At 52.7% G+C, this 16,265-nt stretch carries 18 protein-coding genes; 3 read left to right on the forward strand and 15 right to left on the reverse strand.

Translation table 11 applies throughout. The annotated features are described in order from the left end of the window. Positions 1-63 precede the first annotated feature (63 nt). The 9 genes from PHT20_RS00630 to PHT20_RS00670 all read right to left on the reverse strand — a co-directional run bounded on the left by PHT20_RS00630 (position 64) and on the right by PHT20_RS00670 (position 7,763). Positions 64-549: a molybdenum cofactor biosynthesis protein MoaE gene (locus tag PHT20_RS00630; RefSeq protein WP_301018982.1), complete on the reverse strand. Its 486-nt coding sequence runs from the start codon at positions 547-549 to the stop codon at positions 64-66. A 60-nt stretch (positions 550-609) separates the two neighbouring features. Further along, complete coding sequence (locus tag PHT20_RS00635; protein ID WP_301018983.1) at positions 610-861, reverse strand: MoaD/ThiS family protein; 252 nt, start codon at positions 859-861, stop codon at positions 610-612. A 235-nt stretch (positions 862-1,096) separates the two neighbouring features. Further along, positions 1,097-2,359, reverse strand: a complete 1,263-nt coding sequence (gene glp, locus PHT20_RS00640) for a gephyrin-like molybdotransferase Glp (protein ID WP_301018984.1) — start codon at positions 2,357-2,359, stop codon at positions 1,097-1,099. Continuing rightward, positions 2,356-2,889, reverse strand: a complete 534-nt coding sequence (mobB, locus tag PHT20_RS00645) for a molybdopterin-guanine dinucleotide biosynthesis protein B (RefSeq protein WP_301018985.1) — start codon at positions 2,887-2,889, stop codon at positions 2,356-2,358. The genes glp and mobB overlap by 4 nt, the downstream gene beginning before the upstream one ends. A 59-nt stretch (positions 2,890-2,948) precedes the next feature. Continuing rightward, positions 2,949-4,376, reverse strand: a complete 1,428-nt coding sequence (thrC, locus tag PHT20_RS00650; RefSeq protein WP_301018986.1) for a threonine synthase — start codon at positions 4,374-4,376, stop codon at positions 2,949-2,951. Positions 4,377-4,388: 12 nt separating this feature from the next. Continuing rightward, positions 4,389-4,796 carry a PIN domain-containing protein gene (locus PHT20_RS00655; protein ID WP_301018987.1) on the reverse strand — a complete coding sequence of 136 codons (408 nt, stop codon included), beginning with the start codon at positions 4,794-4,796 and terminating at the stop codon, positions 4,389-4,391. After that, positions 4,793-5,038 (reverse strand): AbrB/MazE/SpoVT family DNA-binding domain-containing protein, encoded by a 246-nt coding sequence (locus PHT20_RS00660; RefSeq protein ID WP_300081543.1) that lies wholly within the window; start codon positions 5,036-5,038, stop codon positions 4,793-4,795. The genes PHT20_RS00655 and PHT20_RS00660 overlap by 4 nt, the downstream gene beginning before the upstream one ends. A 67-nt stretch (positions 5,039-5,105) precedes the next feature. After that, positions 5,106-6,455: a homoserine dehydrogenase gene (locus tag PHT20_RS00665; protein WP_301018988.1), complete on the reverse strand. Its 1,350-nt coding sequence runs from the start codon at positions 6,453-6,455 to the stop codon at positions 5,106-5,108. Positions 6,456-6,536: 81 nt separating this feature from the next. After that, on the reverse strand, positions 6,537-7,763 hold the full coding sequence (locus tag PHT20_RS00670; protein WP_301018989.1) for a pyridoxal phosphate-dependent aminotransferase: 1,227 nt from the start codon (positions 7,761-7,763) through the stop codon (positions 6,537-6,539). 113 nt (positions 7,764-7,876) lie between these two features. Between PHT20_RS00670 and PHT20_RS00675 the strand changes: the two genes are divergently transcribed. From PHT20_RS00675 to PHT20_RS00685, 3 genes are all read left to right on the forward strand, one after another. Then, positions 7,877-8,248 carry an Mth938-like domain-containing protein gene (locus PHT20_RS00675; protein WP_301018990.1) on the forward strand — a complete coding sequence of 124 codons (372 nt, stop codon included), beginning with the start codon at positions 7,877-7,879 and terminating at the stop codon, positions 8,246-8,248. 168 nt (positions 8,249-8,416) lie between these two features. After that, positions 8,417-8,902 carry a peroxiredoxin gene (locus tag PHT20_RS00680; RefSeq protein ID WP_301018991.1) on the forward strand — a complete coding sequence of 162 codons (486 nt, stop codon included), beginning with the start codon at positions 8,417-8,419 and terminating at the stop codon, positions 8,900-8,902. A 172-nt stretch (positions 8,903-9,074) separates the two neighbouring features. Then, positions 9,075-10,694 carry a PhoH family protein gene (locus PHT20_RS00685; RefSeq protein WP_301018992.1) on the forward strand — a complete coding sequence of 540 codons (1,620 nt, stop codon included), beginning with the start codon at positions 9,075-9,077 and terminating at the stop codon, positions 10,692-10,694. 62 nt (positions 10,695-10,756) lie between these two features. Here the strand turns inward: PHT20_RS00685 and dnaB are convergent, their stop codons facing one another. From dnaB to PHT20_RS00715, 6 genes are all read right to left on the reverse strand, one after another. Then, positions 10,757-12,166, reverse strand: a complete 1,410-nt coding sequence (dnaB, locus tag PHT20_RS00690; RefSeq protein ID WP_301018993.1) for a replicative DNA helicase — start codon at positions 12,164-12,166, stop codon at positions 10,757-10,759. A 170-nt stretch (positions 12,167-12,336) separates the two neighbouring features. Further along, complete coding sequence (gene rplI, locus PHT20_RS00695) at positions 12,337-12,789, reverse strand: 50S ribosomal protein L9 (protein ID WP_300081560.1); 453 nt, start codon at positions 12,787-12,789, stop codon at positions 12,337-12,339. 11 nt (positions 12,790-12,800) lie between these two features. Then, a complete protein-coding gene (gene rpsR, locus PHT20_RS00700; RefSeq protein WP_011464487.1) occupies positions 12,801-13,085 on the reverse strand; it encodes a 30S ribosomal protein S18 in 285 nt (94 codons plus the stop codon). Between the two features lie 29 nt (positions 13,086-13,114). Then, positions 13,115-13,414: a primosomal replication protein N gene (gene priB, locus PHT20_RS00705; RefSeq protein ID WP_301018994.1), complete on the reverse strand. Its 300-nt coding sequence runs from the start codon at positions 13,412-13,414 to the stop codon at positions 13,115-13,117. Between the two features lie 21 nt (positions 13,415-13,435). Next, entirely contained in the window at positions 13,436-13,801 is a 366-nt protein-coding gene (gene rpsF / locus PHT20_RS00710; protein WP_300081590.1) for a 30S ribosomal protein S6, read from the reverse strand. A 92-nt stretch (positions 13,802-13,893) separates the two neighbouring features. After that, positions 13,894-16,221 (reverse strand): VC_2705 family sodium/solute symporter, encoded by a 2,328-nt coding sequence (locus tag PHT20_RS00715; RefSeq protein ID WP_301018995.1) that lies wholly within the window; start codon positions 16,219-16,221, stop codon positions 13,894-13,896. Positions 16,222-16,265: the final 44 nt, after the last annotated feature.

Genomic DNA, 16,265 nt, shown 5'->3' on the forward strand with positions numbered 1-16,265 from the left:
ACACCAGGCGCAGGATAAACGAATCAAACGCTCAGATATTTGGGCGTTAAAGCACCACCTCAGTCACACGTTGCTGGCCTGAATGCCCCATTTGGCCAGCGCGGCATCGTCGCTGACACGGGCATCGACCCAGTGTGAGCCTTTGGGGGTTTGCTCTTTTTTCCAAAAAGGGGCTTGGGTTTTGAGGTAGTCCATCAAAAACTCACAGGCCTGAAAACTCTCGCCCCGGTGCGCTGAAGTCACCGCCACCAGCACAATTTGATCCAGCGGCATCAACAGCCCCACCCGGTGGATGACACGGGCGGCATAGATGTCAAAGCGCGTCATGGCCGCGTCAATCATCTGCTCAATCGACTTCTCGGTCATGCCAGGGTAATGCTCCAGCTCCATGCTGCTGATGTGACCCGGCTCGCCTTGGGTGTGGTCGCGCACCGTGCCAATGAAACTGCAGACCGCCCCCACGCGTGGGTCTTGCGCACGCAATGCAGCAATTTCCTCTGCCACATTGAAATCAAACGTCTGAATCGATACCCTTGGGATTTTTTTCATAAGAAATTAGCCTCTAGACCTTATAAATAAAGCGTAAGCAGCTATTTAATAAATAGCGTTTTAGCCACCCGTTACCGGTGGGAAAAAGGCCACTTCTGCCCCATCTGACAAGGCCGCAGACTCATCACTCATGACTTGATTGAGCGCCAAGCGCACGGCTTTGCCACGCGCCAAACTCTCGGCATGGGCGCCGCCCAAAGCAATCAGCTCGTCGCGCAGTTGAGCCAGCGTAGCCGCAGCGGTATCGCGCAACTCGCTGCCCACGCCAATGGCTTCGCGGATGCCGGCAAAATATTTCACCGTGACCATCATCCTAGATTCCTCAGTTGACCGCTCACATGTACCAATAAGTACTTATGAACATTGAATTTTTCAGCGTTGATCAACTTCATCATTTGGGTGACATCGCTACGCACTCGATTGAGCCGCCAGGAACGCGCCTGGGGGCGTTGCTCCTCCTCGAAGGCAGAAGCCTTCAGCGTCGTCCCGCCTACCCAGACACGCTCCTGACAGCCCACTCGGGTGTGTCCAACTAAGGAATCTAGGATCATGCCAGCAACTCCGCAAATGAAACAAAACGCACCACATCACCCGGCGCAATGGTTTGTCCGGGCGGGTTGTCAACCAGGCCGTCGCCCCACACCGCAGAGGTCAACACCCCTGAGCTTTGGTTGGGAAACAGGTCAAGCCCGCCCGAAGCGTTGCGTTTGACGCGCAAAAATTCACGGCGTTTATCGGCTCTAGACCAAGTGAAATCTGCCCGGGCAGCTACCGGTGCGATAGCAACTTGCGACACCCCTTGGAGCTTGAGTAAAAACGGCCGCACCAGCAGCAAAAAGGTCACAAAACTCGACACCGGGTTACCCGGCAAGCCAATGAAATGCGCACCAGCTTCAGCACCCGCCCCGACCCAGCCATAAGCAAACGGTTTGCCGGGCTTGATGGCAATTTGCCACAAGTCCAGGTGCCCCAGGCTTTGCACAGCGGGTTTGATGTGGTCTTCTTCCCCCACCGAAACCCCGCCGCTGGTCAAGATCAAGTCATGCTGAGCCGCCGCTGAGCGCAGCGCATCGGTGGTGGCCGTGCGGTCGTCAGGCACGATGCCAAGGTCGCTGACCTCGCAGCCCAGGCGCTGCAGCAGCGCTTTGAGAAAAAACCGGTTGGAGTTGTAAATGGCACCCGGCGGCATGTCTTGGGGCGGCACGGTGCCGGGCATCACCAGCTCGTCACCGGTGGAAAACAAGGCCACTTTGGGGCGCGCTGACACGGCCAGCACATTCATGCCAACACTGGCCGCCAGCCCAAGTGAAGCAGGCGTGAGGCGCTCACCTTTACGAAGCACCACGGCGCCGCGTGAGACATCTTCGCCGGCGCGGCGAATCCATTGACCAGGCTGCAGCGCGGTGTTGATGCTGACGCTGGCGTTGTCGTGTACCTCGCAGTCTTCTTGCATCACCACCGCGTCAGCCCCAGCGGGAATGGGTGCGCCGGTGAAGATGCGCGCCACCGTCATGGGTGCCAAAGCGCTGCCTGAGCTGCCCGCAGGAATGCGTTGCGACACGGGCAGCGGCGGCACGGGCATGGCCACCAAGTCGGCACAGCGCACGGCGTACCCGTCCATGGCGCTGTTGTCTTGCGGCGGCACGTGCAAGCCCGAGACCAGGTCTTGCGCCAGCACACGGCCATCGGCCTCAAACGTGGTCACTTGCTCGGTGCGCGCCAGTGGTTGGGCGTACGCAAGCAATTGCGCCAGCGCGTCGTCCAGGGGTTTGAGGGGCTTGAAGGCGGGTCGGGGTGGGGTGGGTGTCATGCGTAGTTCTCAAAACGGTAGTCAAAACGGCTGCCCTGCGCCACCAGCCAGTCGGCCACAGCGCTGGGGTCATTCAGGTCAAGCACGGGCAAACCGGTGGGCGCTGGCAAATGGTCGGGAGAATCCGTGGCCACGGCCACAATGAAGTCGTCCTCTGGGTAGCGCGCAGGCTTGGCGGACAGCGCTCGCCAGACCTCTATTTTTTGCAAATCAGAGTCTTTGAAGCCTTCTACCAGCACCCAGTCCACACCCTCGTAAAGCTCGGCCAGTAACTGGTGCACAGTAGGGCGATTGGGCACTTCAAACTCGCGCATCAAGGCCAGTCGCTTGTCTGAGGCCACGATGACCTCAAACGCACCGGCTTCGCGATGGCGAAAGGTGTCTTTGCCCTCGTGGTCAATGTCAAAACGGTGGTGCGCGTGCTTGACCACCGAGACCCGCAAGCCTTTGAGTTTGAGCTTGGGTATCAACTGCTCGACCAGCGTGGTCTTGCCCGAGCCGGAAAACCCGGCAAATCCAACCACATTCATTTGATTACTCTTTATTTAATAGCTACTAACGCTTATAAAATAAGCGCTAGAGGCCTTTTTTATGCACAATGTTGAGCGATGAACTGTTGGATGGCTTGGGCGTCTGCTGCCATGTGGGTCACGCGTTTGGGCAGCGCTTCAATGCCTTCAAATCGGGCGGGACGATCAGGCTCACGGCCTGTGGCCTCGACAATGGTGGCGGCAAATTTGATGGGCAAGGCGGTTTCCAGCACGATCATTGGCACGCCTGCTTGCAAGTGTTCACGCGCAACTTTCACACCATCGGCGGTGTGGGTGTCGATCATCATGCCGTGGCGTGTCCAAGTGTCTTTGATGGTGGCCAAACGGTCGGCGTGGGTGCTTTTGCCGCTCTCAAAACCATATTTGCCAGCGGCTTGGCTGAAGGCGGGGTGCGCCTCCAGATCAAAGAAACCCACGCGGCTAAGTGCATCACCAAAAAAGGCTTTGGTGCGCGCGCCGTCACGGCCGAGCAGGTCAAACACAAAACGTTCGAAGTTGCTGGCCTTGGAGATGTCCATGGACGGGCTGGAGGTCTCGTGGGTATCGGCGCTGGTACGCACACGGTACACGCCGGTCTTGAAAAATTCATCCAATACGTCGTTTTCATTGGTGGCCACCACCAGTTTGGCAATGGGCAAGCCCATCATGCGCGCCACGTGACCGGCGCAGACGTTGCCGAAGTTGCCGCTGGGCACGGTGAAACTGACCTTTTGAGCGTTGGTTTCAGTGGCTTGGAAGTAGCCAGCAAAGTAGTAAACCACTTGCGCCAGCAGGCGCGCCCAGTTGATGGAGTTGACCGTGCCAATTTTGTACTTGCGCTTGAACTCCAGGTCGTTGCTGACGGCCTTGACCATGTCTTGACAGTCGTCAAACACGCCGTCCACCGCAATGTTGAAGATGTTCTCATCCATCAGGCTGAACATCTGCGCTTGCTGGAACGGGCTCATGCGATTCGCCGGGCTGGTCATGAAGACGCGCACACCTTTTTTGCCGCGCATGGCGTATTCGGCGGCGCTGCCGGTGTCGCCGCTGGTGGCGCCCAGAATGTTAAGGGTTTCGCCACGGCGCGCTAGCTCGTATTCAAACAGGTTGCCCAGCAGTTGCATGGCCATGTCCTTGAAGGCCAGCGTCGGGCCGTTGGACAAGGCCTCTAGCCAGATGCCGTTCTCTAAATGGCGCAGCGGCACGATCTCACCGGTGCCAAACACTTCCACCGTGTAGGTTTTGGCGCACAGCGCTCTCAAATCTGCAGCAGGAATGTCATCAATGTAGAGGGACAAAACCTCAAAAGCCAGCTCGGCATAACCCTGCGTGTGATACACCGTGCGCCAGCGTTCCAGCGTGGCTGCATCCACTTGGGGATAACTCGCGGGCAGGTACAGGCCGCCGTCCGGTGCCAGGCCTTCGAGCAGGATGTCGCAAAATTGTTTGGGCGTTTGGTCGCCACGGGTGGAGAGGTAGAGCATACAGTTCAGTTGTTAGGGATAAGTCTCAGGCGTGATCAGCTTCACCGCCGGGAAGTAGGTTTTGTAACGCGCTTTGTCACGCGTCAAGATCGGCCAAGCTTGCGTTTGAGCATGCGCACCAATGAAGAAATCTGGAAGTGTCGTCAACTTGGAGCCTTTGTTTTGCCGATACAGCGCAAACGCCTGGGCTGCCAAGAATGCACTCGCCTGCGGCAGTGGCGCGTATGCCAAATGCACCAAATCAAGCGCGCTTTGCAGACTCTGGACACTCTCAAATGAAGGTGAAATTTCTGCACAGATCAACGCATTGATCGCCAGCCCTTGAGCATGATGCGCTTGCAGTGCATCCAGCGACCATTTCTGCCACTGCGGATCGGCATCAAACACGTCAATCAGCACACAACTGTCGACCAAAATCATCGGTTCCAGTCCTCGCCCCGAGTTTCGCGCATGATTTCGTCTGTGGGGCGCTTGCGCAGCCCCACACCGAGCAGCTGCTGGTATGGATTGCTTTGAGCAGCTTGACGGCGCACAGGAAAAATGACCACCCGGCCATCTGACAAGGCTTCGTAGTCAATTTCCTGACCAGGCGACACACCCAAAAAATCGCGTATGGCTTTGGGCAAAGTAACCTGGCCTTTGACTGTTAGCGCGTACCCCATGACCGGCTCCTAAAGTATTACAAACGAAAGTATTACTTTACTCGAACGCCAAAGGTCAAGCCAGCCATTAGGCCAATTCTTCCTTGCGGATGCGGGTAATGGGCTCCAGCACGCTGGGCAAAGCTTGCATGTGAACCAAGGCTGCGTTCATCTTGGCCTCTTGGCAGTCGTGGGTCAGGATGATCACGTCGGTTTGTGCGACCTTGGCATCGGCAGACACTTCATCAGCTTCGCGCTGCAGCACGGCGTCGATGCTGATGCCTGACTCTGCCAAAATGCCGGTCACTTTGGCCAATACACCCGTTTCATCTGCCACGCGCAAGCGCAGGTAGTAGCTGGTGATGACCTCACCCATCGGCAACACCGGCAGGTTGCTCATGGCGTTGGGCTGGAACGCCAGGTGCGGCACGCGGTGCGCGGCGTCTGCGGTGTGCAGCCGGGCAATGTCCACCAGGTCGGCAATCACCGCGCTGGCGGTGGGCTCTGAGCCCGCGCCTTTGCCGTAATACAGCGTGGTACCGACGGCATCGCCCTGCACCACCACAGCGTTCATGGCGCCTTCCACATTGGCAATCAGGCGCTTGGCCGGGATCAGGCAGGGGTGCACACGCAACTCGATACCGTCTGACTCGCCCTTTGCCGCATCGCCTTGGCGACGCTTGGTGATGCCCAAAAGCTTGATGCGGTAGCCCAATTGCTCGGCGTATTTGATGTCGGCCGCGCCCAGCTTGGTGATGCCTTCCACATAAGCCTTGTCAAACTGCACCGGCACGCCGAAGGCAATGGCGCTCATCAGCGTGGCCTTGTGGGCGGCGTCTACACCTTCAATGTCAAAAGTGGGGTCGGCCTCGGCGTAGCCCAGGCGTTGGGCTTCTTTGAGCACCACGGCAAAGTCAAGCCCCTTGTCGCGCATTTCGCTCAGGATGAAGTTGGTGGTGCCGTTGATGATGCCGGCAATCCACTGGATGCGGTTGGCCGTGAGACCCTCGCGCAGCGCCTTGATGATCGGGATGCCGCCAGCCACGGCGGCTTCAAACGCCACCATCACACCTTTGGCCGAAGCGGCGGCAAAAATCTCGGTGCCGTGCACAGCCAGCAAGGCTTTGTTGGCGGTGACGACGTGTTTGCCGGCGGCAATGGCTTCTAAAACCAGCGTTTTGGCAATGCCATAGCCGCCAATCAGCTCGATCACGATGTCAATGTCAGGGTTGGCGATCACGGCACGGGCATCAGCCACCACGGTCACGCCTGGACCCACCAATTCTTGGGCTCGCGCCACGTTCAGATCCGCCACCATGGTGATCTCAATGCCCCGGCCAGCACGGCGTTTGATTTCTTCCTGGTTGCGCTGTAGCACATTGAACGTGCCCGAGCCCACCACCCCAATGCCTAACAGGCCTACTTGTATAGGTTTCATCAATCCATCCATTTTTATCAGTAAAAAAGGCCTCTAGCCCTTATGAAATAAGCGTGAAAAGCTATTGAAAATGTAACAAATTCAATTGCTGTGGCGCTTGCGGTAACTCTCCAAAAACTTGGCCACACGACCAATCGCTTCACGCAGATCGTCTTCATGCGGCAAAAACACAATGCGGAAATGGTCTGGCGCTGGCCAGTTGAAGCCCGTGCCCTGCACCAGCATGACCTTGGTTTCTTGCAACAATTCCAAAAAGAATTGTTGGTCGTCTTCTATGGGGTACAGGGTCGGGTCGAGTTTGGGGAACATGTACAGCGCGGCCACCGGTTTGACGCAACTCACACCCGGAATGGCCGTGATCAGTTCATAAGCCAGGTCACGCTGGCGGCGCAGTCTGCCCCCTTCACACACCAGGTCGTTGATGCTTTGGTAGCCACCCAAAGCGGTCTGGATCGCGTATTGACCAGGGACGTTGGAACACAAGCGCATGTTGGACAACATGTTCAGGCCTTCGATGTAGTCCTTGGCAGGCTTTTTGTCGCCTGACACCACCATCCAGCCCGCACGGTAACCGCATGAGCGGTAGCTTTTTGAGAGCGAATTGAAAGTCAAGGTCAACACATCGTCGCTCAAAGAACCGATGGCGGTGTGTTTGGCGCCGTCGTACAGCACTTTGTCGTAGACCTCATCGGCAAAAATGACCAAGCCGTGTTCGCGCGCAATCTGCACCAGCGCTTGCAACAACTCATCAGAGTAAAGCGCGCCGGTCGGGTTGTTGGGGTTGATGACCACCAAGCCCTTGGTGCGGGGCGTGATTTTGCTACGCAAGTCGTTCAAATCAGGCATCCAGCCATTGGCTTCGTCGCACAAATAATGCACAGGTGAGCCGCCAGACAGGCTGGCTGCAGCCGTCCACAGCGGGTAGTCGGGGGAAGGAAGCAAAATCTCATCACCATCGTCAAGCAAGGCGTTGGTGGCCATCACGATCAATTCACTGGCGCCATTGCCTAGGTAGATGTCATCCAGCGTGACACCTTTGATGTTTTGCTTTTGGGTCTCGTGCATGACCGCTTTGCGCGCCGCAAAAATACCCTTGCTGTCCGAGTAACCGGCCGAATTGGGCAAGTTGCGGATCATGTCCTGCTGAATTTCTTCAGGGGAATCGAAGCCGAACACCGCCAGGTTGCCAATGTTGAGCTTGATGATCTTGTGACCATCTTCTTCCATCTGGCGCGCCGCGTCCATGATGGGGCCGCGGATGTCGTAACAGACGTTGGCCAGTTTGGCTGATTTGCGTATGGTTTTCAATGTCCCTCCGGGCATGGCTGCTAAATAGCGAAACCTATAATTTAAACACAAGTGATGCGGCATTTTTTTGCTGCTGTGTTCGGTTCGTCAAGGCTTGTTATTAGCCTACATCCATGAAATTCCATCCCGACCCTGTCTCAGCTCAATCCATTCAATCCTACGGTGCAAACTGGGTTCAATTCGGTGATACGCGCTTTGACCACAGCGTGGTTATTGCCTCCAACGGTGAGCGATTTGATTGGAACTGTTGTCGATTTGAAGATTTAACGCCGGCACATTTTGAACAGTTGGCAGCTTTGCAAACCGAACTGGTCATTTTTGGAAGCGGCGCACGACTGCGGTTTCCTGCTGCCAGCCTGCTTCAGTCATTGATTGGTCAACAAATTGGTATTGAAACCATGGACACCCAGGCCGCCTGTCGAACTTATAACGTACTTGCGAGCGAAGGCCGACATGTGGCAGTGGCTTTGCTGCTGGAAAATTGAATTTTTTGAATGGTGTGCGAGCGTTGAAATTGGCTCAGTTCGTCTCAAGATTGAAAATCAAATCAGAGTAAAATCCAAAGCTTGCAGTCGAGGGCGCACAAGCGCACATGAGGATAGTGTCCACGACTTGAGTGTATGACGCATCCAGTCACAAGAGATTGAAGAAATATGGCGATAGTTATCAATAAACCCCTTCCGGAATTTGAGTCTAATGCCACAGGGGGTATTCGGGTTACCAACACCTCGCACTTAGGCCAAGTCATCATCTTGTATTTTTACCCTAAAGACAATACACCGGGTTGTACCACCGAAGCCATGCAGTTTCGCGACAAGTACAAAGATTTTGCGAAAGCTGGTGCAGCTGTGTTTGGTGTGTCGCGCGACAACATGAAGTCGCACGAAGAATTCAAATCAAAACTTGAATTGCCGTTTGAATTGATTGCCGACACTGAAGAAAAGATGTGCCACATGTTTGGTGTTGTCAAAAACAAGATCATGTACGGGAAAAAAGTCAAAGGTATTGAGCGCAGCACCTTCCTCATTGGTGCAGACGGCAATTTAAAAGAAGAATGGCGAGGCTTGAAGGTGCCAGGACACGTGGAAGAAGTTCTGGCTGCGGTCAAAGCACTCAAAAAAACACCCGTGTTGGCTTGAGTCGGTTCGTTTGATTGTTGTTCGTTGTCAGATTTATATTCACACAACTGTCACAAAGGTTCCTGCATAATTAATTTATGTTGTTTTTCAAATTCAATCAAAGCCGCCTTGGTGACATGGCGGCTTTTTTGTTTTTAAATTTCTGATTCTCCCCTTTTTGCGAGCACTCCTTATGCCTTTGCCAACTGCCCCCACCAAACGCGCCGCCTTGCTGTCAATGAAAGAATACGACGTACCTGCCCGGCCCAAAAGCAAGACGCAATCGCCCAAGGTGGCCGTACCTGCGGTGGCTGATGCCAAGCCAGCACCTGAAACAGTCAACCCACAGCCGCCGATTCAGCGCCCCGAGCCAGCCAAACAGGGTAAAGCAGCAGCGAAGCGCGCTCGCCCCTTAAAGCAGACAGGTCTTACCAAGCTGTTTGTGCTTGACACCAATGTGTTACTGCACGACCCCACTTGTTTGTTCCGGTTTGAAGAGCACGATGTGTTCTTGCCCATGATCGTGCTTGAAGAGCTGGATGCCCATAAAAAAGGCATGACCGAAGTGGCGCGCAATGGTCGCCAAACCAGTCGAACGCTGGACGCATTGGCAGGACAGCTTTCTTCAGACATCAGCCAAGGTTTACCGCTGAACACCACTGGTCACGTAGAAGCGGGCGGCAAACTCTTTTTTCAAACGCAGCTGCTTCACTATGCTCTGCCCGACAGTCTTCCTCAAGGCAAGGCAGACAATCAAATTTTGGGGGTGGTGGAAGCGCTCAAGCAACAATGCGCGCCACGTGAAGTGGTTCTGGTTTCCAAAGACATCAACATGCGCGTCAAAGCGCGTGCATTGGGTCTGAGCTCGGAGGATTACCAAAATGACAAAACGCTTGAAGATGGTGATTTGCTCTACAGCGGCGCTTACGCATTGCCCGCTGACTTTTGGGGCACACACGGCAAAGCGGTTGAGAGTTGGCAACAGGGTGCGCAAACTTTTTACCGCGTCACCGGCCCTGTGGTGCCCAAGCTGTTGATCAACCAATTCGTTTATTTTGAAGCACCTGGCGAACCCAGCATGTATGCCAAAGTGATCGAAATTCGCAATAAAACAGCGGTGTTCAAAACCCTGCGTGACTTTACACATTTGAAAAATGCCATCTGGGGCATCACTACACGCAATCGCGAACAAAATTTCGCCATGAATTTATTGATGGATCCCGAGGTGGACTTTGTCACCCTCACAGGAACCGCCGGAACAGGTAAAACCTTGATGGCCTTGGCTTCTGGCTTGACACAGGTGCTGGATGAACGACGCTATACCGAAATCATTGTGACCCGCGCCACGGTCAGTGTGGGTGAAGACATTGGTTTTTTACCCGGCACCGAAGAAGAAAAGATGGGGCCTTGGATGGGCGCGCTGGATGACAACCTTGAAGTGCTTGGTAAAACCGACACCGCCGCAGGTGAATGGGGACGTGCCGCCACCAATGAGCTTATTCGCAGCCGCATCAAAATCAAAAGCATGAATTTCATGCGGGGTCGCACATTTTTAAACAAGTACGTGATCATTGACGAAGCGCAAAATTTGACCCCAAAACAAATGAAAACTTTGATCACCCGTGCAGGGCCTGGCACCAAAATCATTTGCATGGGCAACATCGCCCAGATTGACACCCCCTACCTGACGGAAGGCTCATCAGGCTTAACTTACGCAGTGGACAAATTCAAAGGTTGGCCACACAGTGGTCACATCACGCTGGCACGTGGTGAACGCTCACGTTTGGCTGATTTCGCCAGTGAAATTTTATAAAAAGATTTGCTGCAAATTAAATAGCTGCTTGCGCTTATTTTTAATGGTCTACAGCCTATTTTTTAAAAATCACCAGATGTGCCTGAGGCCAAAGATTCGAATTTCGTGATCTTGTTCAAGAACGCCAATTTGACCACGCCAGTAGGACCGTTACGCTGTTTGGCAATGATGACTTCGGCCACACCAGGCTCTTTGCACGCGTCTTTGGTGTAGTACTCGTCACGGTAAATGAACATGATGATGTCAGCATCTTGCTCAATGGCACCTGATTCACGCAAGTCACTCATCATGGGACGTTTGTCTGGCCGCTGCTCCACACTGCGGTTTAGCTGGGACAGGGCAATCACAGGGCATTTAAGCTCTTTGGCCAGCATCTTCAAGCCACGGGAAATTTCACCCAATTCGGTGGCACGATTTTCACCATCGCTGCCGTTTGAGCCACTCATCAGCTGCAAATAGTCGACAACAATCAAACCCAGCTGACCACATTGACGTGAAAGTCTGCGGGCATTGGCACGCAGTTCGCTCGACGTCAACCCAGCTGTTTCGTCAATGTGCAAGGAAATGGTACGGAGTTTTTCAATTGCTTCTGACAACCTGGGCCACTCGTCATCCGTCAGTTTACCGGTACGTAAATGGCCTTGGTCAATGCGTCCAATCGAGCCGACAATACGCACCGCCAACTGCGCAGCCCCCATTTCCATAGAAAACACCGCTACGGGTAAACCTTCGTTTAAAGCCACGTGCTCGGCAATGTTGATCGCAAGCGCAGTTTTTCCCATGGAGGGTCGTGCCGCCAAAACCACCAAATCTCCCCCCTGCAACCCAGCGGTCATTCGGTCAAGATCATAAAACCCAGTGGGTACACCCGTGACGTCATTGGGGTTGTCGGCCATTTCCTGCACCCGATCAAGCAACTCCACCACCAGCTTGTCCATGGTCTGAAAGCCTTGCTTGGTGCGGTTACCTTCTTCCCCAATATTGAAAATCTTTTGCTCGGCTTCATCCAAAATGGCAGCGACTGGACGACCTTTCGGATTGAAGGCGTTGGCTGAAATTTCCTCGCTGGTAGAAACCAGTTTTCTCAGAATTGATCGCTCACGAACAATTTCGGCGTAGCGTCTGATGTTTCCTGCACTGGGAACGTATTGCGCAAGTGCGTTCAAGTAACCCAAGCCGCCCATTTCCTCTGCCTTGCCCGAGCTTTGCAATTGCTCAAACACCGTGATCACGTCGGCCGGCTTAGACGCATTGATCAGCTGACTCATGGCTGCAAACACGGCACGGTGTTCGTAGCGATAAAAATCGAGTTCAGTCAGTACATCACTGACACGATCCCATGCGGCGTTGTCAAGCAACAACCCGCCCAGCACACTCGATTCAGCTTCAATCGAGTGCGGTGGAATACGCAGCTGAGCCACTTGACGATCTGTTCCAAAATCATCTGAAAGGTTTGAGAGAACTGCGGACATGTCTACTTCCTTTGCAATACAACTACTACGTAATGCCGATCAAAGAGCTGCTACGTCAAAATTGAGATTGAGGCAGCCATACTTTCAAACCCAAAGTGAAAAATGGTGAGCTTAAAAAAACAAAAGCCGCCATGGCTTTCGCCTGGCGGCCTCAACTTTACAGAAAATGATTAAGCTGTTTCGCCGTACACAGATACAGTGATTTCAACCACAACATCTGTATGCAAGGCAACGCTCACGTTGCTGTCACCGACCACCTTGATGGGGCCTGTAGGCATGCGAACTTGCGCTTTAGCCACGGCAAAGCCAGATTTGGTGAGTTCTTCAGCGATGTCAGCATTGGTGACAGAGCCAAATAAACGGCCATCCACACCCGCTTTTTGGGTCAGCTTGCAAGTTGAACCAGCCAACTTTTCACCCAGCGCTTGACACTCGGCCAATTTGGCTGCAGCAGCTTTCTCAAGTTCGGCACGACGTGCTTCAAACTCTTGCTTGGCTGCAGCAGTAGCACGGCGAGCGCGTCCAGAAGGTATTAAAAAATTGCGAGCGTAACCGTCTTTCACACGAACGATTTCACCGAGATTGCCAAGGTTAACCACCTTGTCGAGCAGAATAATTTGCATGATGGTTTTCCTTAGATCTTGTGCTGATCGCTGTAAGGCAGCATGGCTAAAAAGCGGGCACGCTTGATAGCGGTATTGAGTTGACGTTGAAAAATGGCACGGGTACCGGTCAGGCGTGCTGGAATAATTTTGCCGTTTTCGGCAATAAAGTCACGCAAGGTATCGATGTCTTTGTAGTCAATCTCTTCAACACCAGTCACGGTGAAGCGGCAAAAGCGCTTGCGCTTGAAGAGTAAATTTTGTGCTGGGCGCTTTGGGCGCTTGTCTTTGTTATTGAAACGTTTTGGTCCTGCCATGATGGACTCCTTAAATATGGGGAAAAGCTTTAATCTTTAACGAATGTATGAATGTGAAACACAATTTGCTTGGTATTGCGCGGTGTTGACAAAAACCCATGAAATACCCACTGACTGCCAATGTCTTGCTTGGCCAAACTTTCAGCCACAGCCCCTAAAGACACTGACTTGAGCAACGCTTTGACTTGTCTTACTTTGCCCGCTTCGGTTATTTCAGAAGCGTGTTCAAGTTTGAAATTCAGAGCAGGTACGCCAGAAGGCGTGTACCGAAGAGATTCAATCTCAACAATACTCGCAGTCAGCACCAATTGATTGACTTTCGCATTCACCTCAAACTGATGTCAACGGCATCAAGCTTGGTATTCTGCCTGCTGCGTTTTGCGTGCATCTTCACGTTCAACCGTCTTCATCATTGAAGATGGGCCGGTTTCAGCTTTTTTCTTCAGCACTGTCAAGTGACGGAGAACAGCATCATTGAACTTGAAGGCATGCTCTAGTTCAGCCATCACAGCTTGATTTGCCTCGATATTGACACACAAATAATGAGCTTTGGCCAGCTTATTGATCATGTACACCAACTGGCGACGACCCCAGTCTTCAACGCGGTGCACCTTGCCGCCACCAGCAACAATCATGCCTTTGTAGCGCTCCAGCATGGCTGGGACTTGTTCGCTCTGATCCGGATGGATCATGAGAATGATTTCATAATGACGCATTGAAACTCCTTCTGGATAAACCTCTATGAGGCGAAAAATCACCCCCAGCGTCTCTTTGGGGTGTGATAAGGTAAGCCCTCAATTATAGACTGCTAGTCTGGTGACTTGATACTGTGTGGAGTGGATTGAGAGGTAGGGGTCAACAAGCTTACAAAAAGCGTCGCCAGGACGCCCGCCGAAACACCAAAAACGCCAGCAGATACTGGCTCTATGTCAAACCAAAGTCCTGACCCATGTAAATCTAAGAGAGTTCTGACTGCAGGTGCATTGACAACCATGTAATAAATCGTCACAAACAACCCAGAAAGCATGCCTGCAACTGCACCCTGCCGTGTTGCTCTGGGCCAAAAAATTCCGATCACCATGACCGGTACAAAGGCAGCACCGGCCAAAGAAAACGAAGCTGAAACCAGATACAAAATATCAGCCGGTCTTTGAGCTGCCACATAAGCAGCCAACAACGCAACCAACAGCAACGCAAATTTAGACAACATCACACGTCGCACTGCACTCGATTTGGTGCTCTCGCCCTTGTAAAAAAGATCATGAGCCAGTGCGTTACCAATGGTCAACAACAAGCCATCAGCGGTTGATAAAGCTGCCGCCAAGCCACCAGCGGCGACCAATCCAGACACCACATAGGGCAAACCAGCAATTTCTGGCGTAGCCAGCATCACAATATCAGCACCTAGTTTTAACTCTGCAAATTGCAGAATGTGATCGCCATTGATGTCGCTGACTGAAATCAATGAAGGATCAACCTTCGCCCACTGCGCAATCCAAACCGGTAGGTCGTCAAATCTTTGTCCTACCAAATGCCCCATGATCTCGAACTTGACCAGCACTGCCAATGCCGGAGCTGCCAAATAAAGCAATGCGATAAAAAAAAGTGACCAAGTGACAGAATTTCTAGCCTCTGAGACATCACGAGTGGTAAAAAAGCGCGTCAGTAAATGCGGCAGTCCTGCTGTGCCAATCATCAAACAGAACATCAATGCCAGGAAATTGAGACGAGAAGTATTGAACAACTGTTGGTCATTCTTGGAGCCTTCTGAGTCACCTGCAAAAGGGCGCGTGTGGAGTGGCATACCCGCCAAGGGCTGCGCGCGCTCCATGTTTTCCACCATGGCTTTGGTCCAGCGCTCTCTGGCTGCATCCTCATCTCTGGGCAAAGCGGCCAGTTCACGCCGCGCTTGAACGATCACAGATTCTTCAGCATGTGCTTCTGTCAATTGGCTGATTTCCGCACGAAGATTTTTACGCTCTAGCTCAAGCGCTTCAGATACATTGCTTAATTTGAGTGCGAAATCAGTTGATTTTTTAGCATACAGATAGATGACGTCTTGCTCCTTTTCATCATCAACAAGTTTTCGCTCCAAATTGGTGATTTTGGAGAGTTGTTGACCATACACAAGGGGAGCTAAAGGGTTGCCAAGCTGTTTGTATGCCAACCATGAAACAGGTATCAAAAAAGCCAGAATGAGAACCACATACTGAGTGACTTGGGTCCACGTCACGGCACGCATCCCCCCTAAAAATGAGCAAACCAGCACGCCGCCCAAACCTAGCAAAATGCCAATTTCAAACTGAACCCCTGTCAATCTTGAAGTAATGAGCCCAACACCGTAAATTTGAGCGACAACATAGGTGAATGAACAAAGTACAGCAGCCCATGCAGCAATAATTCGCGGCCAACGGCCACCATAGCGCACACCAAAAAAATCAGGAACTGTGTATAAGTTCATTCGACGCAAATGTGGTGCAACAAGCAATGCAACCAAACAAAAACCGCCTGTCCAGCCAAGTATGTAAACCAGCCCACCAGGTTGCGCACCCGAACCTGAAAAACCTTGCAAATACAAACCACCTGCCATACTGATGAAAGAGGCAGCACTCATCCAATCTGCGGCAACTGCCATGCCGTTGTACATGGCTGGAATTCGCCGACCTGCAACGTAATATTCTGTCGCAGTCGAGGTTCGACCATATATTCCGACCAAGGCGTAAAAGAAAACAGTAGCAAAAAGAAAAATAGCGCCAACCCATATTTTTCTCAGACCTGACTGCTCCGCAAACGTCAGTAACAATAAAAACAAGAGAAAAACTACCACGAACAACGCAAACCGTTTATGAATACGATTGACGTAACGTGTGTAGCCAGGGTCAGGCGCTTGAGATACACCTTCATGGCGATTTGCAAACCAAGCAAACATCGCCACAATAACGATGAAGACAAGTACGCTTCCCTGAGCCGCAAACCAATAGGCAAGCGGCCAGCCTGCTACCACTTGTTGCAAATTTTGAGCAAAAAAAACAACGCCAAAAGAGGCAATAAACCAACAAAACAAAAGCCAACCTCGTAAGCTTGATAAGCGAATCAAAGGTTGGCTTTGCACCTCAGTGGAATCTGGGTTCATCATCGATAGATGATGGCACCCCGTGGTGCCACGCGTAATAAATGGAA

The organism is Rhodoferax sp. (genome assembly GCF_028715765.1).
Taxonomy (GTDB): domain Bacteria; phylum Pseudomonadota; class Gammaproteobacteria; order Burkholderiales; family Burkholderiaceae_C; genus Rhodoferax.